Source organism: Streptococcus equinus ATCC 9812, assembly GCF_000187265.1.
GTDB classification, from domain to species: Bacteria; Bacillota; Bacilli; order Lactobacillales; family Streptococcaceae; genus Streptococcus; species Streptococcus equinus.
The window spans coordinates 736,850-755,529 of record NZ_GL698429.1 but is presented as its reverse complement, the minus strand read 5'-3'; the positions used below and the strand labels follow the sequence as shown (position 1 = coordinate 755,529).

Here is an 18,680-nt window from a genome sequence, read left to right as displayed (position 1 = left end):
CAGTACAAATCTTCTGTTGGATTTTTTTGATTTTCCTGAAGAAAAATAATTTTTGTTAATTTTGAAATATTCTGTATTTTTAGAAAATAGTGTGCTATAATACCAAACATATCGAAAGAAAGTTTATGGTAGGAGGAAACTTTTATGGATAATAAGTCTACTTTGAAACGTGTTGGAATTGGAGCAATAAGCTTGGTTTCAGTTGCTTTATTGGCTGCGTGTGGGGGCGGAAATAAAACTGCAGCTAATAAAAATGAGATTAATTGGTACACACCGACTGAGATTTTGACACTGGATATCTCAAAAAATACTGACCAATATTCTGCGTTAGCAATTGGGAACTCATCAAGTAACCTACTTCGTGTAGATAAAAAAGGTGAACCAAAACCAGACTTGGCAAAAAGTGTCGAAGTTTCTGAGGATGGTTTGACATATACAGCGACTTTGCGTGATGGTTTGAAATGGTCTGACGGTAGTGACTTGACTGCTGATGATTTTGTCTACACATGGCAACGTATGGTTGATCCAAAGACAGCTTCAGAATACGCTTATTTAGCTGTTGAATCACATCTTGAAAATGCTGATAAGATTAATACTGGTGAAATCTCTGATTTGAGTCAACTTGGAGTTAAAGCTGACGGTAATAAAATTACCTTTAAGCTTACAAGTCCATGCCCACAATTTAAGTACTATCTAGCCTTTTCTAACTTTATGCCACAGAAAAAGGTATTTGTTGAAAAAGAAGGCGACAAATATGCTACAACTTCTAAAGACCAAATCTATTCTGGACCATATACTATCAAAGGCTGGAACGGAAGTGATGGCAGCTTTACTTTAGTTAAAAATAAATACTACTGGGATGCTAAGAACGTTAAGACTGAAAAAGTCAATCTTCAAGCAGTCAAAAAAGCAGATACTGCCGTTCAAATGTACAAAAACGGTGAGCTTGATACCGCAAATATCTCAGCAACCTCATCAATCTATAAAGCAAACAAGAGCAACAAAGAAGCAGTTCCAGTTCCAGAAGCTCGAATGACTTACATCGTTTATAACGAAACGGGCTCAGTTGCCTCTCTTGCTAATGAAAAAATTCGTCAAGCACTTAACTTGGCAACAGACCGTCAAGGTGTCGTAGAAGCTGCTATTGATACTGGCTCAAAACCAGCGACAGCACTTGCAACACCAGGGCTTGCAAAATTAACTGATGGTACTGACCTTTCAAAATACGTTGAACCTGGTTATAAATACGATGAAAAAGAAGCAGCTAAATTATTCAAAGAAGGTCTTGCAGAACTCGGTACAGATTCAGTGAAATTGACAGTAACTGCAGACTCTGATGATGCTGTGACAAAAGCAGCTGTTGATTACATCAAACAAAGCTGGGAAGAAGCTCTTCCAGGATTGAAGATTGAAGAAAAATTTGTAACCTTCAAACAACGTCTTGAAGATACTAAAAACCAAAACTTTGAGGTTGCACTAGTTTCTTGGGGTGGAGATTATCCAGAAGGTTCAACATTCTATGGCTTGTTCTCATCAACTTCAGCATACAACTATGGTAAAGTATCTAGTGATGAATTTGATGCTGCTTATAACAAAGCACTCACAGAAGATGCTTTGAATACAGATGCTGCTGCAGAAGATTATAAGACTGCAGAAAAAGTTCTTTACAAAGGTGCACACTACAATCCAATCTTCTTCCGTAGTACAAAATGGCTTCAAAATCCATCTCTTAAAGGACTTGTTCGTAATTCAACTGGCTTGACAGTAGACTTTACTTACGCTTATAAAAAATAAAAATTAGAAATATGTTGAAAAAGGCAAGGTTTATGTAAAAGTATACCTTGCTTTTTTGATGATATTTATAACGTAAAATGAAAATATATATAAAATGATGTCAGATTTTGTACAATGCCATAAAGTTTGATAAAGTCGATATTTTGAGTGATAGAAGTTCTAATAGTAGCTAAAAATGAAAGATGTAAGACTACTTCAAATGTGACAAAGAGAATAGTATTTTTATAAAAAACAGACAATTCATCCTCTTGTTGTATAAAATTAAAAGAAAATGATGCAAAAATTAATTCAAAATATGTTTTTGAAATTTTAATTAATTTACAAATTTTCTGTATTTTTAGAAAATATTGTGTTATAATACTTTACATACCGAAAGAAAGTTATATGGTAGGAGGATCCATTATGGAGATTAAATCTTTAAAACGTGTCGGCCTTGGAGCTGTCACATTGTTGTCTGTTGCTACACTAGCAGCATGTGGTGGAAATAACTCATCATCAAAATCTGCTAGCAAAGATATCAATTGGTTCGTGCCAACTGAAATCAGTACTCTTGATATTTCTAAAGTAACTGATACTTACTCATCAATGGCTATTGGTAACTCAGGAAGTAACCTTCTCCGTGTTGATAAAGATGGAAAATTGCAACCAGATTTGGCTAAAAGCGTTGATGTTTCAGAAGATGGTTTGACATACACTGCGACATTGCGTGATGGTCTTAAATGGTCAGACGGTAGTGATTTGACTGCGGAAGATTTTGTTTACACATGGCAACGTATTGCAGATCCAAAAACTGCTTCAGAATATTCTTACCTAGTATCAGATGCTCATGTATTGAACGCTGACGAAGTTATTTCTGGTACAAAAGGTCTTGATGAACTTGGAGTTAAAGCAGACGGAAACAAAGTTATCTTTACTTTGTCTAACCCATCTCCACAATTTATGAGCCTTCTATCATTTGGTAACTTCATGCCACAAAGTAAAGCATTTGTTGAAAAAGCAGGTGATGACTATGGTACAACATCAGAAAAAGCTTTGTACTCAGGTCCATACACTGTTACAAAATGGAACGGTACAAGCGGTAACTTCACACTTGTGAAAAACAAATATTACTGGGATGCAAAAGACGTTAAAACTAAGAAAGTAAACGTCCAAACAATCAAGAAACCTGATACAGCTGTTCAAATGTACAAAGATGGCGACGTTGATACAGCAAACATTTCAAATACAGAAGCTACATTCAAAGCAAATAAAAACCGTGACGATGTAGTTACAGTTCCAGAAGCAACAACAGCTTACATGGTTTACAACCAAACTGGTACAGTTACTGCTTTGAACAATACTAAAATCCGTCAAGCTCTTAACTTAGCAACTGACCGTGAAGGTATCGTTAAAGCTGCTATCGATACAGGTTCAAAAGCTGCAACAGCTCTTGTTCCAACAGGTCTTGAAAAACTTCCTGATGGAACAGACTTGGCTAAATACGTATCACCTGGTTACAGCTATGATAAGAAAGAAGCTGCAAAACTCTTCAAAGAAGGTCTTGCAGAACTTGGTACAGACTCAGTTAAATTGACTATCACAGCTGACTCAGATGCACCAGTTGCAAAAGCTTCAGTTGACTACATCAAACAAACTTGGGAAGAAGCTCTTCCAGGATTGAAAGTTGAAGAAAAATTTGTTACTTTCAAACAACGTCTAGAAGATACTAAGAACCAAAACTTTGATGTTGCTCTTGTTCTTTGGGGTGGTGACTATCCAGAAGGTTCAACATTCTATGGACTCTTCACGACTGGTTCATCATACAACTACGGTAAATTCTCAAATGCTGATTACGATGCTGCATACAAAAAAGCAATCACTACTGATGCATTAGATGCAAAAGCTGCTGCTGATGATTATAAAGCTGCTGAAAAAGCACTTTACGATAACGCACTTTACAACCCAATCTACTTCCGTAGTACTAAATCACTTCAAAATCCTAACCTTAAAGGACTTGTTCGTAACTCAACAGGTTTGTCTGTAGACTTCACATACGCATATAAAAAATAAGTCGTTTTGAGAGTGATAAAACAAGGTTCGAGCTTGCTCGACCTTGTTTTTTTATCTTTCAAAAAATGTTACAATGAAGGTATTAAATCAGAATAAAGGAAAACGATGCGTTTAGATAAATTTTTAGTAGAAGCAGGGGTTGGCTCACGTACAGAAGTCAAACAATTGCTGAAGAAAAAACAGGTTTTGGTAAATGGAAAATTAGAAACTTCCCCAAAAACACAAATTGATGAAAAGTTGGATAAGATCGTCTGTCAGGGACAAAATCTTTCTTATGAAAAATTCGTTTATTATATGTTAAATAAGCCTAAAGGGGTTATTTCAGCGACAGAAGATGACCATCATAAGACAGTTTTAGATTTATTGGACAAGACAGCTTGGGACAAAGAAGTTTTTCCTGTTGGTCGTCTAGACATTGATACTCATGGTCTTTTGCTGTTGACAAATAACGGTAAGTTAGCGCACGCTATGCTCTCTCCGAAAAAGCATGTTGATAAGCTCTATTGCGCTAAAGTTGCTGGCATTATGACTGATGAAGATGTTAAGGCGTTTGCGGATGGAATTGAACTGAAGGATTTCACATGTCAACCTGCTCAGCTTAATATTATCAATGCTGATGAGAAATCAAATACGTCTTTGGTTGAAATTGTAATCAAGGAAGGTAAATTTCACCAAGTTAAGCGCATGGTTTTGGCCTGTGGAAAAGAAGTAACTGATTTACAACGTTTGAGCATGGGACCACTTCGACTGGATGACGAATTGGCTTTGGGTGAGTGGAGAAGACTTTCTCCAGCAGAACTGGAAAGCTTGCAAAAATTTGGTGTCGAATTGTAAAAATTATGCATTACTTATTTGCTTATTTAAGGTAATCATGTTAAGATAATAGTAATAAAATCAATTGAGCGAGGTGTATTAAGGTGGCATTTGGTGAAAACGGACCACGTAAAAAAACAGCGTTTGAAAAACTAACTTTAGTAGTTGTTATCTTAATGGTTCTAGTAACTGTAGGTGGTCTTATTGCGACTGCTATTGGTTCAATTATTTAAAGAACGCTGAAGAGGCGTTTTTTTATGCTTTGACAAATCAAGTTTATACTAATGAAAGAATAGGAATTAATAATGAGTATGTTTTTAGATACTGCCAAGGTTAGCGTTAAAGCAGGTCGCGGCGGTGATGGCATGGTTGCATTCCGTCGTGAAAAATATGTTGCTAATGGCGGTCCTTGGGGCGGTGACGGAGGTAAAGGTGGCTCAGTTATCTTTAAAGTTGATGAAGGGCTTCGTACTTTGATGGACTTCCGCTATAACCGTATTTTTAAAGCAAAATCAGGTGAAAAAGGGATGACAAAGGGAATGCATGGACGTGGTGCAGAAGACCTTATTGTTCGTGTCCCAGAAGGAACAACTGTTCGTGATGCAGAGACTGGTAAAGTCATTACTGACCTTGTTGAAAATGGTCAAGAATTTGTTGTTGCGCGCGGTGGACGCGGTGGACGTGGTAATATTCGTTTTGCAACACCACGTAACCCTGCTCCAGAAATTGCTGAAAACGGTGAACCAGGAGAAGAACGCGACCTTCAACTTGAATTGAAAATCTTGGCTGATGTTGGTCTTGTAGGTTTTCCTTCAGTTGGTAAATCAACACTTCTTAGTGTTGTGACTGCTGCAAAACCCAAAATTGGCGCCTACCACTTTACGACAATCGTACCTAACCTCGGTATGGTTCGTACAAAATCTGGTGATAGCTTTGCGATGGCTGACCTTCCAGGATTGATTGAAGGGGCATCACAAGGTGTTGGACTTGGTACTCAATTCCTTCGTCACATCGAACGTACCCGTGTTATTTTGCACGTTATCGATATGTCAGCAAGCGAAGGACGTGATCCGTACGAAGATTATCTTGCAATCAATAAAGAACTTGAAAGCTACAACCTTCGTTTAATGGAACGTCCGCAAATTATTGTCGCTAACAAAATGGATATGCCTGAAGCAGAAGAAAACTTGAAAGTCTTCAAAGAAAAATTGGCGGCTAACTATGATGATTTTGATGAAGTACCAATGATTTTCCCAATTTCAAGTTTAGCTCACCAAGGTTTAGAAAATCTTATGGAAGCAACTGCAGAATTGCTTGATAAGACTGACGAATTCTTGCTTTACTCTAATGATGATATGATTGATGAAGAAGTTTACTATGGATTTGATCCAGATGAACGTCCATTTGAAATTTCACGTGATGATGATGCTGCTTGGGTATTGTCAGGTGAAAAACTTGAAAAACTCTTTGTCATGACTAATATGGAACGTGATGAATCTATCATGAAATTTGCACGTCAATTGCGTGGTATGGGTGTCGATGAAGCTCTCCGTGAACGCGGTGCAAAAGATGGTGACATTGTTCGAATCGGTAAATTCGAATTCGAATTTGTAGATTAATATAAGATACAAAGTCCGTTAAACGAGCGAAGCAAAAATTATCTTTTTGCATAGCTAGTAGGACGTGCTTGCTTGTTATATTAGTCGAGATAGACTTGTTTCGATATTAAATTGATTTAACTGGAGGTTCTTATGGGTGAAAAACCGATATCTTTTAGAGATAAAGATGGTAATTTTGTATCAGCAGCCGATGTTTGGAATGCTGAAAAGCTAGAAGAACTTTTCAATACACTTAATCCAAATCGTCGCTTCCGTTTGGAACGCGAAAAATTGGCAAAAGAAAAAGCAGGAGAAGTTGACGACCAAGAGTCTTAATCGTCTTTCCTGCTACAGCTCAGCAATTTGCTGGGCTTTTTTTATTGCTTTTCTAAAAAATTTTCATTCAAACGATAGGATATTTTTGGAACTTCCTAAATAAAGGCTTTGTCGTGAGAGATACTTATAATACATCCATCAAAATATGATAAGAGTTTTCTTACGATAGATTGGCTGGTTGGAGAGAAGTGTCTGGTTGGTTCATCCAGAATCAAAATGTGATTTTTGGCTAAGGCCATATGAGCTAGAAATAATTTTGCTTTTTGACCACCAGATAATTCATCAGTAGGGTGTTCCATTTCAAAACGAGTAAATTTCAGACTGTCTAAGATTGTCCTCGCATCGGTCTCGCTTGAAACCTCTCTTAAAAAATCTATGGCGTTCATTTCTTTAGGTAAAAAGTTTATCATAATCTAGTGGCATGTAACCGATAGATAAATTTTTATCTTGCTGTAATGTGTTATAAATTTTCTCTAGTAAACAAGATTTTCCTATGCCGTTTTTTCCTGTAATGACAATTTTATCTCTTCCAAAAATTTTTAAATCAATATTCTGACCAGTAAGCAAATTTTCGTTATTCCACGATAGAATTCCCTTTTTGTTGTCAAGTGATTAGATGTTATTAAAAGAAAGTGACAGATTATCCATTTCTTCTGGAAAATCTGGTAAATGCTCATCTTGTTTATGGTATCTTTTTTCAAGTGAAAGGATATTTTTCATTTTTTAGCCGCACGCCTACCAACTGAGCTATCATGTGTATTTCTAACTTTGAATTGAACTGCTTGGTGTAGTCGGTGAATTTTTTCGTCCCGTTTTTGCTTTGCTTTTTTAGCGTTTTTAGCTAAATTGAGTTGTTTTTGATAAGAGTTTTTGCGATATTTGAGATAATCTGAATATTTTCCTGGAAAATAGTTAGAACGGGCGAGTTGTCGATGTCTGATGAGTTCAAGATGTAAAATGGTAGTAGCTGTTTTTTCTAGGACAGATTCGACATGAGATATAAATATAATAGTTTTATCTGATGTTTGGATAAATTTTTGTAGTGCCAACTGACTTTCTAAATCAAGATCACTAGAGGGTTCATCGAGTCAAAGTAAATCAGCATTATCACCAGCTAGTTTTGCAAGTTGGAGTTTCAGTTGTTCTCCTCCAGATAAGCGACCTAGATGTAAGTTACTATCTTCTAATTTTTTTATGTCTAAATCTAACAATGCAGCCGACTGATAAAAAACATTGTAGTCAAATAAATCCTCGGAATTTTTGAACAAAAATTCTAAAACAGTTTGTTGTCTTTTTTGTTCTGACAGAGTTTGTGGTAAGTATCCAATTTTGTTGAAAGGATTTTGAATAGTTCCTTCAACAGTTGTGTAATCGTGAATCTTTGAAGGAGAAAGTATGAGTTTTAGTAGAGTAGATTTTCCAGTTCCCTCTTCGCTGATGATTGCTAATTTTTCACCGGATTTAACATTTAAGCTTAAATCACAAACTATCTACTTATAATCCTTGATATGGGTTATGGTTAAATGATAAATTTCTAGCATATAAACCTCGCTTTTTAATAAAACACACTCCACCTTATCAGGCAGAGTGTATCTCATTATGGTCAACGCTAAAAATATCCCCAAAATTGGCTAATATCTTGTAGGGGATGGAAGAAGGTATAAGAGTGCACTAAAAACAAAACCTGATAAGGATTACCAAAATTTTTGTTCTTAGTTGTTCAATGCACTGTGTCCTCCTAATAGATTTGTTTTAATTTTAGCAGATAAGCAGCAATCTTGTCAAAGAATATGATAAAAAACTTCCAACAAAAAGTCGGAAGTTGTGTCTACTAATAATTTTCAGCGCGAATTTCAAAGTAAGATTGAGCGTGTGCACATACAGGACAAATTTTTGGAGCTTTTGTTCCGACAATGATATGTCCGCAATTGCGGCATTCCCAAATTTTAACTTCACTCTTTTCAAAGACTTGAGAAGTTTCGATGTTTTTCAAAAGAGCACGATAACGGTCTTCATGATGTTTTTCGATTTCTGCAACCATCAAGAATTTTTTAGCTAATTGAGGGAAGCCTTCTTCTTCAGCTGTTTTAGCGAATTGGACGTACATGTCAGTCCATTCGTAGTTTTCACCGTCGGCAGCAGTTTCAAGGTTTTCAGAAGTATCTCCGATACCATACAATTCCTTGTACCACATTTTGGCATGTTCTTTTTCGTTGTTAGCTGTTTTTAAGAAAAGGTCGGCAATTTGTTCGAGGCCATCTTTTTTAGCTCTTGAAGCAAAGAAAGTGTACTTGTTGCGAGCTTCAGATTCTCCAGCGAACGCAGCTTGCAAGTTTTTTCAGTTTGAGTGCCTGCATACTTAGACATATCAAAGTCCTCCTTATATTAAAACAGTAGAAAGTCTACTGAGTATCACAGATGAGTAGTCATTTGGATTTGCTAAGAATAAATAAGATTATCTCGCTTATGACAAATCTTATAAAGATAAGTGAGGTAAAAGCCAAGTCTGATAGAATTTTTGACTTGTAGTTTGTCTAAACAACTTAACTTAAGTCTAACAAAAGCAAATATGAAAGTCAAAATTTTAACAACAAATGCGCTTTGAAAGTAAGAAAAAAGCTAGTTAAACTAAACTAGCTTTTTTATGTTATTAAACGTTTAATACTTTGTTTAAGAAGTCTTTTAGACGTGGGTGTTGTGGGTTATCAAAGATTTGTTCTGGTGTTCCATCTTCGATAAATCGTCCACCGTCTGTAAAGATAACACGGTTGGCAACTTTACGGGCAAATCCCATTTCGTGAGTAACAATCAACATTGTCATGCCTTGTTCTGCCAAGTCTTTCATAACCCCAAGAACGTCACCGACCATTTCTGGGTCAAGTGCAGAAGTTGGTTCATCAAAAAGCATGACATCAGGATTCATAGCCAAGCTGCGTGCGATAGCAACACGTTGTTTTTGACCACCAGATAAGCTGTCTGGTTTGGCGTCACGTTTATCAGCAAGACCAACTTTTTCAAGAAGTTCCATCGCATGTTTTTCAGCTTCTTCTTTACTTTGTTTTCCAAGTTCGACTGGAGCAAAAGTGATGTTTTCAAGAACTGTCATATGTGGGAAGAGGTTGAAGTGCTGGAACACCATACCGATATTTTCACGAACTTTATCGACATCAGTAGTTGGGTCAGAAAGTTCGTATCCATCCACAACAACTTTACCACTTGTGATTGTTTCAAGAAGGTTAAGCGTACGAAGGAAAGTTGATTTACCAGAACCAGAAGGTCCAATGATGCAGACAACATCACCTTCGTGGAATTGTGTTGTAATTCCTTTTAAGACTTCATTATCTCCATAAGATTTATGTAAATCTTGTACATCAATTTTTAATTCTGCCATTATTTAAGCCTCTTTTCTAGACGTTTTGCTAAACGAGTCAAAAGGGTGATCATTACAAGGTAGATTACTGCTAAGATAGCGTACATTCGGAATGATTGGTAGTTACGTGCAATAATGATTTTACCAGTTTGGAAGAGTTCAACAAGACCAATTGCAGAAACGATTGTTGTATCTTTAAGTGAGATAACAAATTGGTTGATGAAGTTTGGTAACATTACACGAACTGCTTGTGGCAAGATAACTTTTTGCATTGTCTTACCGTATGAAATACCAAGGCTTCGACTTGCTTCCATTTGTCCTTTTGGAACAGCTTCAATACCACCACGAACAATTTCAGCGATATAAGCACCAGCATTTAATGAAAGAGCGATAGTAGCAGCAAGGAAATCATTGATTGGGCTTTGGTGTCCTGTCATTGATTCAATGAGGTTTGGAATTCCCCAGAAGATGAATGCAGCAACAATCATCAATGGAATACCACGTACGACGTCAACAAAGATTGCTGAAATTGTACGAAGGACTTTGTTTGGAGCAACTGCCATCATACCAAAGATGATACCGATAATCATAGCGATAGCAAATGAGATAAGTGTAAGGCTAAGTGTTGTTCCAAGACCTGTGAGCAATTGAGAATAGTTGTTTTTAATCAATCCCCAAATTGTTGTTTCATCAACACTTGAAGATGATTTTTTGTTTTCAGATGTTCCAAGGTATTTGCTTACGATTTTATCGTATTTACCTGATTTTACAAGGGCAGCAAGACCATTGTTGAACATTTCTAGCAATTCTGGGTTAGCGCCTTTGTTAACAGCAAATCCATATTCACCAGATTTTTCACCGTCGATTGGAGTTTCAAACTTACGACCTTGTTTGATTGCGTAACGAAGAACAGCTTCGTCATCCATGAGAGCATCGATTGAACCAGAGTTCAAACTGTCGTACATTGTTGATGCTTCATCAAATGCACGAAGTGAGTAACCATATTGGTCAGCGTGTTCTGACAACCATGTGTATGAAGCAGTACCATTTTTAGCACCAACAGTCATACCGTTTAGATCTTCGTATGATTTTACTGAGCTACCTTTTTTAACAGCAAGCAGGATGTTTGAAGTGTAGTAAGGGTCAGAGAAGTCAAAGATTTCTTTACGAGCATCTGTGATTGACATACCAGCAATAACAGCATCTGCTTGACCAGCTTGAACAGCATTAAGTGCAGCATCAAAACCAGGATTTGAAAGTTCAATATTGAAACCTTGTTGTTCAGCGATGGCTTTGATTAAGTCAACGTCAATTCCTTCATATTTGCCTGAGTCATTTTGGTATTCAAATGGGGCAAATGAAGAATCCATAACGATTTTGTAAGTTGATTTTACAGGTGTTGCTTTTGCTGATGCATCACCAGAAAGTTTTAAGCTATCTGATGTGACAACAGTTGATTTGTCGGCTGAGTCTTTAGAGTCGCCAAGCCATTTTGCCATGATGGCATCATAAGTACCATCTTCTTTCATAGCATCAAAGGCTTCATTGAATTCGTCGATAAGGTATTCGTATTTGCTACCTTTTTTAACGGCGAATGCAAAGCTACCAACTTTTTCACCATCAATATTGATAGCGTAGTCTTTACCTTGGTTAATAGCATATTGGACAACTGGTTGGTCATCCATAGCAGCGTAGATAGAACCAGTATCTAGGCTGTTGTTCATCAAATCGCTTGTATCAAATGTTTTGATTTTGTAGTTGTATTTTTTTTGATTTTCTTTTAGGAAGCTTTGAGCTGCGGTACCATTTTTAACACCAACAGTTTTTCCTGAAAGTTGTTTATAGTTTGTCACTTTAGCATTGCTACGAGTGTAGACAACGACAGCGGTATCGTAATAAGTATCTGAAAATGTGAAGACTTTTTTACGAGCTTCAGTAACTGTTGTACCAGCCATAAGAGCGTCGGCTTGACCAGCTTGGACAGCATTAACGGCAGCATCGAAACCAGGGAAAGTCATCTTGACGTCCCAGCCCTCTCGATTAGCGACTTCATTAATAATGTCAACGTCGATACCTTTATAAACTTGATCTGAATCTTTGAATTCGAATGGGGCATAAGCAGTATCGGATACAACACTAATCGTATCAGCTTGCGCATTTGCACCAAACACAAAGATTGCAGAAATCATAGCTAGCATAATAGCTTTCAATTTGTGCTTCATGTTAGTCTCCTTTTGTATAGATTGGTATAATTATATCAAAATAACAGGACCAAGGCAACTTAGATTTCTTATTCATGTCAGAAAACCTAACATAAGATGTAATAATGTGATGATTTTGGGACCTAGTAAGAGTAATTTACCTATATTTATGTTAAAATGAATGTATTATAATGACAGTTCGAGGAATACGATGATAGATAGAATAGAAGATAATCAATTTAAACTTGTTTCAAAATACGAACCTTCAGGAGATCAACCACAAGCGATTGAGACTTTGGTTGATAATATCGAAGGTGGCGAAAAAGCGCAGATTCTTCTTGGGGCAACAGGTACTGGTAAGACTTATACGATGAGTCAGGTTATTGCTAAGGTTAATAAACCTACGCTAGTTATTGCCCACAACAAAACCTTGGCAGGTCAACTGTACGGTGAGTTCAAAGAATTCTTCCCAGATAATGCGGTTGAATATTTTGTATCATACTATGATTACTACCAACCAGAAGCCTATGTGCCATCTAGCGATACTTACATTGAAAAGGATAGCTCAGTTAACGATGAGATTGATAAACTCCGTCACTCGGCAACTTCGGCTTTGCTAGAGCGCAATGACGTTATCGTGGTAGCTTCTGTGTCATGTATTTATGGTTTAGGTTCGCCAAAAGAATATGCAGATAGTGTTGTCAGCCTTCGTCCAGGTCAAGAAATCTCACGTGACCAATTATTAAATGACTTGGTTGATATTCAATTTGAGCGAAATGACATTGACTTTCAGCGTGGACGTTTCCGTGTTCGAGGAGACGTTGTTGAAATCTTTCCAGCTAGTCGAGACGAACATGCCTTTCGTGTTGAATTTTTCGGTGATGAAATTGACCGCATCCAAGAAATTGAAAGTTTGACTGGTAAGGTTCTTGGTGAGGTAGAACATTTGGCAATTTTCCCTGCTACTCACTTCATGACTAATGAAGAGCACATGGAACATGCCATCAAGAACATTTTGGAAGAAATGGAAGAACAGGTTAAGAAGTTCGAAGAAGAAGGAAAACTCATTGAAGCACAGCGTATTCGACAACGTACAGAGTATGATGTGGAAATGCTACGTGAAATGGGTTATACAAATGGTGTCGAAAACTATTCTCGTCACATGGATGGACGTTCAGAAGGTGAACCTCCTTTCACACTTCTTGATTTCTTCCCAGAAGATTTTCTTATTATGGTTGATGAAAGTCACATGACGATGGGGCAAATTAAGGGAATGTATAACGGCGACCGCTCTCGTAAGGAAATGTTAGTTAACTACGGTTTCCGTCTTCCAAGTGCTCTTGATAACCGTCCACTTCGTCGTGAGGAGTTTGAAAGCCATGTTCATCAGATTGTTTACGTATCAGCGACACCAGGTGATTATGAACTCGAGCAAACAGACACAATCGTCGAACAAATCATTCGTCCGACAGGTCTGCTTGACCCAGAAGTTGAGGTTCGTCCAACTATGGGTCAAATGGATGATCTGCTTGGTGAAATCAATGCTCGTGTTGAAAAGGGTGAGCGTACCTTTATTACAACTCTTACTAAGAAAATGGCAGAAGATTTGACCGATTATCTCAAGGAAATGGGTGTCAAAGTTAAGTACATGCACTCAGATATCAAGACTTTGGAACGTACGGAGATTATTCGTGACTTGCGTCTGGGAGTTTTTGATGTCTTGATTGGGATTAATTTGCTTCGTGAAGGGATTGACGTACCGGAAGTTAGTTTGGTTGCTATTCTTGATGCGGATAAAGAAGGTTTCCTTCGAAATGAACGAGGTCTGATTCAAACGATTGGTCGTGCAGCTCGTAATAGTGAAGGACATGTTATTATGTATGCTGATAAGATTACTGAATCTATGCAAAAAGCTATGGATGAAACGGCACGTCGTCGTGAAATTCAAATGCGTTACAATGAAGAACATGGCATTATCCCGCAAACAATCAAGAAAGATATTCGTGATTTGATTTCGATTTCTAAAGCAAACGAAACAGACGTTGCTGAAGACACCCCTGACTACAGCAGCATGAATAAAACTGAACGTAAAGAAGCTATTAAGAAACTTCAAAAACAAATGCATGAAGCTGCTGAAATGCTTGATTTCGAGCTCGCTGCTCAATTGCGTGATATGGTGTTGGAATTAAAAGCGATGGATTAGAAGAGGAGAATTTTAAAAATGTCTCGTGCACAAAGTGTGATTTTAACGAACATGTGCCTAATTGAGGACGAAAATGGAAATGTCGTTATGCAGTTTCGTGACCCAAAACGTTATTCTTGGTCAGGATATGCCCTTCCTGGAGGTCACATTGAAGCTCACGAAGGGCTTGTGGAGTCTGTGATTCGTGAAGTTAAGGAAGAAACTGGTTTAACCATTAAAAATCCGCAGCTTGTAGGAATGAAACATTGGTATACCAAAGAAGATGAGCGTTACCTTGTTTTCTTGTATCATGCTTCTGATTTTGATGGTGAGATTTATTCAACTGAAGAAGGTGAAATCAAATGGGTAGCCAGAAAAGATTTGCCTAATTTAGATTTATCCTATGACATGCTTAACTTACTTCGTGTCTTTGAAGAAGATGACCTTAACGAACTCTTTTATCGTGAACGCTTGAAAGACGATTTCTCACGTGAATTTTGGTGAGAATAGAAAGTTTTCTTCCTATAATATGAGAAGATTTTAATACATACAAAAAGCTTGGAACTATTGTTCCAAGCTTTCTTTGATAATTAATAAATAGAAGGGGAGAAGTTGGTAACTTCTTCTTATTTAACTGAACCACCAGTGATGCCTTCAACGTAGTATTTTTGCATGAACATGAAGAGCAATGTGATTGGAACAGCGATAAGAACTGAACCAGCAGTGAATGACATGAACCAGTCATTGATGGTATCTTGTTGCAACATTGAGAAGAGTCCAATGGCAACAGTGTATTTACTTGTCGCATCACCAAGGATAACTTTGGCGAAGATGAAATCAATCCAAGGACCGATGAAAGCCATAAGCGCTGTGTAGACAATGATTGGTTTTGATAGAGGGAGAGTGATTTTAAAGAAAATGTCAGCGCGTGTTGCCCCATCAATCATGGCAGATTCATCAAGGGAGTAAGGAATTGTATCAAAGAAACCTTTAGCGATGTAGAAACCAAGTGCCGCACCAGCCGAGTAAACTAGGATAAGTGCCAACAATGTTTGGTCGAGGTTGAATGCTTTGAGGATGTAGTAGACTGCAATCATACTCATAAATCCAGGGAACATGTTAAGTACAAGAGCTAGTTTTAAGAAACCATTACGGTGTTTGAACTTGATACGGCTAAGAGAATATGCCATAGCAACGGTAATGAATGTTGAAATCACACAAGTAGCAGAAGCTACAAATAAGGTATTCATAAACCATTGCCCAAATGGGAAGGCATCTGAGGTAAAGAGTTTGATGTAATTATCCAGCGTCCAAGTTTTTGGAATGAAGTAGTTAACATATGCTGTTCCTTCGCCACGGAAGCTAGTAAGAACAACCCAAACGATTGGAAAGAGCCAGATGATTGATAAGACAATCAATAAAATATAGACAAATGTCAGTGTTAAACGTTTTTTGTTTTTCATTATTTGGCAACCCCTTCCTTGTAAGAACTTGTTCTTGTGTAAGCAAGTAAACTAAATACTGCAGAAAGAACGAAGATGAGAATACCGATAACAGAAGCAAGGTTGTAGTCAGCAGCAGTTACAGTCAAATTGTAGAGCCAAGTAACTAGCAAGTCTGTGCTACCAGCTTGGTAGAAGTTAGAGTTAGTGGGACCACCACCAGTAAGTAGGTAGATAACATTGAAGTTGTTGATGTTACCGATAAATTGTTGAATCAAGTTTGGCATCATCACAAGTAAGATTTGAGGGAATGTGATTGATTTAAAGATTTGGAATTTATTGGCACCATCGATTTCAGCAGCTTCGATTTGTTCTTGTGGCAAGTTCATGATAATACCAGAAGCAACAAGCATTGTTACTGGAATACCAACCCACATGTTAACGATGATGATTGAGAATTTAGCCCAAATTGGGTCAGATAAGAATGGTAATGGATTTGCTGCAGAGATTAGTCCAAGTTTTTCAAGGAATGCATTGATTGGACCAGCGTCACTAAGCAAGTTTCTCATAATGAGAAGTGAAATGAATTGTGGCACGGCAATTGTGATAACGAAGATTGTACGCCACATTTTTTTCAATTTCAAACCTTTGGTATTGATGATAAGTGCTAGAACGATACCAAAGAAGAAGTTAGTAACTGTTGCAAAAACTGCCCAAATCAAAGTCCATGAAAGGACTGGGAAGAAAGTTCCAGCCATACGACCGTTAAAGATGTTACCAAAGTTAGCAAAACCAACCCAGTCAAACAAACTTTTCGGTGGTAGATGATTGTGGTCATAGCTTGTAAATGCCAAACAAATCATATAAATCAATGGCAAAATTGTAAAGAGCAGAACTCCAATCATTGGAATTGTCATCAAAGTCATGTGGAAACGACCATTTGCCAAAGTTTCAAAATCTTCTTTAAAGGTAGGAACTTTCAAACTTTCTTTATCGATGACGTAAAGATTTCGAGCGCTCTTGAGGTTGCACCAGTAGATGTAGGCAAAGACAAGGCAGAAAATCAATGACGCAAGTCCGAAGATGAGCATTAACATTGAATTATCACCATCTACGGCAACTTTCATTTTTATACCATTAACGTTTTGTTCAACGATTCCTTGTTCGTGTGTTCCCAGAGTGATTAACCCTTGAACATTTGGGATAATCTGAGAGAAGAAAGTAATCAAGAAAAGAATTTCAGAAAGTAAAAATAGACAACCTTTGATAATCTGTTTATGGTAAAAGTTTGAAAATCCCATAATCAGAAATGACAGTTTAGTGTCGAATTTTCCTTTTTGAAAGGCTTCTTTAACAGATACACTGTCAAAATAGTGTGAATTTGTCATACAAAACTCCTTTTAAAGCATTGTTGGAAGTCACTGCTAAAACTTTAAAATTAAATGGCTTAGCAATAACTCCGACAATGTTTTCCCTAAAAATAAAGTGGGGAAGTAACTCCCCACCAAAAACATTTTATTTAGCGTTTGCTAAATCTTTGTCAAATTGTTGCAATTTAGCGAGGTAGTCACTACTTTGAATTTTTCCATTGTAGACATCGCTGAGAAGAGCAGCACTTTCAGTCCAGAATGTTGTCATTTGGCTAAGTTTTGGTGTAACTACTGTGTAGTCAGATGAAGAAGCCATCTTGATGACTGCTTGAGCTAGTTCATCAGATTGAACTGTGTCTGATGCTTGAACTTCTTTGTTGGCAGGAATGATGTTACGACCTTCGTAAGTGAATTGGTTTTCTTGGCTTTCTGCGCTAGTAAGCATAGAAGCAAGTTTGTAAGAAGCAGCGATACGATCAGTATCAGAACCAGCAGGAGCTTGGTTAACAGCGAAAAGTTTCACACCAAGGAATGCTTTTTGTTGAACGTCGTTGCCACCGATTGAGATTTTTGGATAGACTGCGATACCAAGATTATCTTTACCGACAGCATCTTGAGCAGCTTTAAGATCCCAAGGACCAGACTCAAGTGAAGCAACACTACCATCACCGAATTTAGACATAGCATTTTCAGCAGTCAAGTTAACAAAGCCTTTGTTTGTTTTTTGATCAGCAATCCATTGAAGCACTGATACACCAGCATCGTTACCCCAGTTTGTGCCGTCAACAGTTTCACCATCTTCACCAAATAGTGTGTCACCAACTGACATGAAGAGTGGAGCTGTTGAATAAGCGTTCATTGCTTTGAAAGTAGCACCAAAGGTTGCTTTGCTTGTGATTGTTTCGTAGTTAGCAACATCGTCAGCAGAAAGTTTTGATTTGTTATAGAAGAGAACTTGTGATTCGATACCAAATGGAAATGCATAAGTTTTGCCATTGTATTTTGCACCAGCTACTGCTTGGTCAGTATCGTTTTCAGCGATTTCTTTAGCGTAATCTTCAGGAACTTCTTGAATGACACCAGATTCAACTAATTGACCAAGTTGGTCGTGTGGAAGTGAGAAGACATCAGCAGCTTTTTGTGGGTCTTTTTTAACGTTTTCTTGTGCTTTTGAATCGTTTGATTCAACCATCTTAACAGTGTAACCAGATTCTTTTTCAAAATCTTTTACGACTGCAGTGTAAGATTTTTTAGCACCAGTTGGTACCCAAAGTTTAATTGTCTTGCTTTCAGAAGTAGAAGATGATTTAGTTGATGAGTTATTAGAGCAAGCAACTAAAACGCTTCCAGCAAGTGTCAAACCTGCACCGGCAAGGACCATTTTTTTCCATGTGTTCTTCTTCATGAGTTTCCCCTCCTAGAGAAAGTTTTATATTATTTACAGTTATTATTATGCAACCGTTTGCGAATATTGTCAAGCGTTTTCATTAAAAAAGTTTAAAAAAATTGAACCTTGAAATAAAAG

14 protein-coding genes and 1 pseudogene are annotated in these 18,680 nt (G+C 37.4%); 8 read left to right on the top strand and 7 right to left on the bottom strand.

Features of this window, described 5'->3' with window-relative positions:
* Window positions 1-144 precede the first annotated feature (144 nt).
* The 6 genes from HMPREF0819_RS03580 (at window position 145) to HMPREF0819_RS03560 (ending at window position 6,590) form a co-directional block, all read left to right on the top strand.
* A complete protein-coding gene (locus tag HMPREF0819_RS03580) occupies window positions 145-1,794 on the top strand; it encodes a peptide ABC transporter substrate-binding protein (protein WP_004232414.1) in 1,650 nt (549 codons plus the stop codon).
* A 402-nt stretch (window positions 1,795-2,196) separates the two neighbouring features.
* The gene (locus tag HMPREF0819_RS03575; protein WP_044023306.1) at window positions 2,197-3,843 is read left to right on the top strand and encodes a peptide ABC transporter substrate-binding protein; all 1,647 of its coding nucleotides are present in this window, start codon (window positions 2,197-2,199) and stop codon (window positions 3,841-3,843) included.
* Window positions 3,844-3,948: 105 nt separating this feature from the next.
* Complete coding sequence (locus HMPREF0819_RS03570) at window positions 3,949-4,677, top strand: pseudouridine synthase (RefSeq protein ID WP_004232410.1); 729 nt, start codon at window positions 3,949-3,951, stop codon at window positions 4,675-4,677.
* An 83-nt stretch (window positions 4,678-4,760) separates the two neighbouring features.
* Window positions 4,761-4,889, top strand: coding sequence for a DUF4044 domain-containing protein (locus HMPREF0819_RS08680; protein WP_003065505.1), 129 nt, complete (start codon window positions 4,761-4,763; stop codon window positions 4,887-4,889).
* 72 nt (window positions 4,890-4,961) lie between these two features.
* Complete coding sequence (obgE, locus tag HMPREF0819_RS03565; protein WP_004232389.1) at window positions 4,962-6,275, top strand: GTPase ObgE; 1,314 nt, start codon at window positions 4,962-4,964, stop codon at window positions 6,273-6,275.
* Between the two features lie 132 nt (window positions 6,276-6,407).
* Entirely contained in the window at window positions 6,408-6,590 is a 183-nt protein-coding gene (locus HMPREF0819_RS03560) for a hypothetical protein (protein WP_004232387.1), read from the top strand.
* A gap of 95 nt (window positions 6,591-6,685) precedes the next feature.
* On the opposite strand, the pseudogene HMPREF0819_RS03555 reads toward HMPREF0819_RS03560, so the two are convergent.
* The 4 genes and pseudogenes from HMPREF0819_RS03555 to HMPREF0819_RS03540 form a co-directional block, all read right to left on the bottom strand.
* Window positions 6,686-8,080: pseudogene (locus HMPREF0819_RS03555) on the bottom strand (ATP-binding cassette domain-containing protein).
* A 341-nt stretch (window positions 8,081-8,421) separates the two neighbouring features.
* Window positions 8,422-8,922 carry a rubrerythrin gene (gene rbr, locus HMPREF0819_RS03550; protein ID WP_004232377.1) on the bottom strand — a complete coding sequence of 167 codons (501 nt, stop codon included), beginning with the start codon at window positions 8,920-8,922 and terminating at the stop codon, window positions 8,422-8,424.
* Window positions 8,923-9,240: 318 nt separating this feature from the next.
* Window positions 9,241-9,981, bottom strand: a complete 741-nt coding sequence (locus tag HMPREF0819_RS03545) for an amino acid ABC transporter ATP-binding protein (protein ID WP_004232375.1) — start codon at window positions 9,979-9,981, stop codon at window positions 9,241-9,243.
* Window positions 9,981-12,182 (bottom strand): ABC transporter substrate-binding protein/permease, encoded by a 2,202-nt coding sequence (locus HMPREF0819_RS03540; protein ID WP_004232374.1) that lies wholly within the window; start codon window positions 12,180-12,182, stop codon window positions 9,981-9,983. Before HMPREF0819_RS03540 ends, HMPREF0819_RS03545 begins: the two co-directional genes overlap by 1 nt.
* Before the next feature lie 190 nt (window positions 12,183-12,372).
* Between HMPREF0819_RS03540 and uvrB the strand changes: the two genes are divergently transcribed.
* Both uvrB and HMPREF0819_RS03530 read left to right on the top strand, forming a co-directional pair.
* Entirely contained in the window at window positions 12,373-14,364 is a 1,992-nt protein-coding gene (gene uvrB, locus HMPREF0819_RS03535) for an excinuclease ABC subunit UvrB (RefSeq protein ID WP_004232373.1), read from the top strand.
* A gap of 18 nt (window positions 14,365-14,382) precedes the next feature.
* Entirely contained in the window at window positions 14,383-14,847 is a 465-nt protein-coding gene (locus HMPREF0819_RS03530; protein ID WP_004232372.1) for an 8-oxo-dGTP diphosphatase, read from the top strand.
* A 122-nt stretch (window positions 14,848-14,969) separates the two neighbouring features.
* Here the strand turns inward: HMPREF0819_RS03530 and HMPREF0819_RS03525 are convergent, their stop codons facing one another.
* The 3 genes from HMPREF0819_RS03525 to HMPREF0819_RS03515 form a co-directional block, all read right to left on the bottom strand.
* Window positions 14,970-15,806 (bottom strand): sugar ABC transporter permease, encoded by an 837-nt coding sequence (locus HMPREF0819_RS03525; protein WP_004232368.1) that lies wholly within the window; start codon window positions 15,804-15,806, stop codon window positions 14,970-14,972.
* Window positions 15,806-17,173, bottom strand: a complete 1,368-nt coding sequence (locus tag HMPREF0819_RS03520) for a carbohydrate ABC transporter permease (RefSeq protein WP_004232366.1) — start codon at window positions 17,171-17,173, stop codon at window positions 15,806-15,808. The genes HMPREF0819_RS03525 and HMPREF0819_RS03520 overlap by 1 nt, the downstream gene beginning before the upstream one ends.
* Window positions 17,174-17,300: 127 nt before the next feature.
* Window positions 17,301-18,560 (bottom strand): extracellular solute-binding protein, encoded by a 1,260-nt coding sequence (locus tag HMPREF0819_RS03515; RefSeq protein ID WP_004232364.1) that lies wholly within the window; start codon window positions 18,558-18,560, stop codon window positions 17,301-17,303.
* Window positions 18,561-18,680: the final 120 nt, after the last annotated feature.

What these genes read in the sequence shown, in the direction of transcription:
- HMPREF0819_RS03580 (WP_004232414.1), top strand. Translation starts at nt 145, where the DNA reads ATGGATAATAAGTCTACTTTGAAACGTGTTGGAATTGGAGCAATAAGC.
- HMPREF0819_RS03575 (WP_044023306.1), top strand. Translation starts at nt 2,197, where the DNA reads ATGGAGATTAAATCTTTAAAACGTGTCGGCCTTGGAGCTGTCACATTG.
- HMPREF0819_RS03570 (WP_004232410.1), top strand. Translation starts at nt 3,949, where the DNA reads ATGCGTTTAGATAAATTTTTAGTAGAAGCAGGGGTTGGCTCACGTACA.
- obgE (WP_004232389.1), top strand. Translation starts at nt 4,962, where the DNA reads ATGAGTATGTTTTTAGATACTGCCAAGGTTAGCGTTAAAGCAGGTCGC.
- HMPREF0819_RS03560 (WP_004232387.1), top strand. Translation starts at nt 6,408, where the DNA reads ATGGGTGAAAAACCGATATCTTTTAGAGATAAAGATGGTAATTTTGTA.
- HMPREF0819_RS03545 (WP_004232375.1), bottom strand. Translation starts at nt 9,981, where the DNA reads ATGGCAGAATTAAAAATTGATGTACAAGATTTACATAAATCTTATGGA.
- HMPREF0819_RS03540 (WP_004232374.1), bottom strand. Translation starts at nt 12,182, where the DNA reads ATGAAGCACAAATTGAAAGCTATTATGCTAGCTATGATTTCTGCAATC.
- uvrB (WP_004232373.1), top strand. Translation starts at nt 12,373, where the DNA reads ATGATAGATAGAATAGAAGATAATCAATTTAAACTTGTTTCAAAATAC.
- HMPREF0819_RS03530 (WP_004232372.1), top strand. Translation starts at nt 14,383, where the DNA reads ATGTCTCGTGCACAAAGTGTGATTTTAACGAACATGTGCCTAATTGAG.
- HMPREF0819_RS03525 (WP_004232368.1), bottom strand. Translation starts at nt 15,806, where the DNA reads ATGAAAAACAAAAAACGTTTAACACTGACATTTGTCTATATTTTATTG.
- HMPREF0819_RS03520 (WP_004232366.1), bottom strand. Translation starts at nt 17,173, where the DNA reads ATGACAAATTCACACTATTTTGACAGTGTATCTGTTAAAGAAGCCTTT.
- HMPREF0819_RS03515 (WP_004232364.1), bottom strand. Translation starts at nt 18,560, where the DNA reads ATGAAGAAGAACACATGGAAAAAAATGGTCCTTGCCGGTGCAGGTTTG.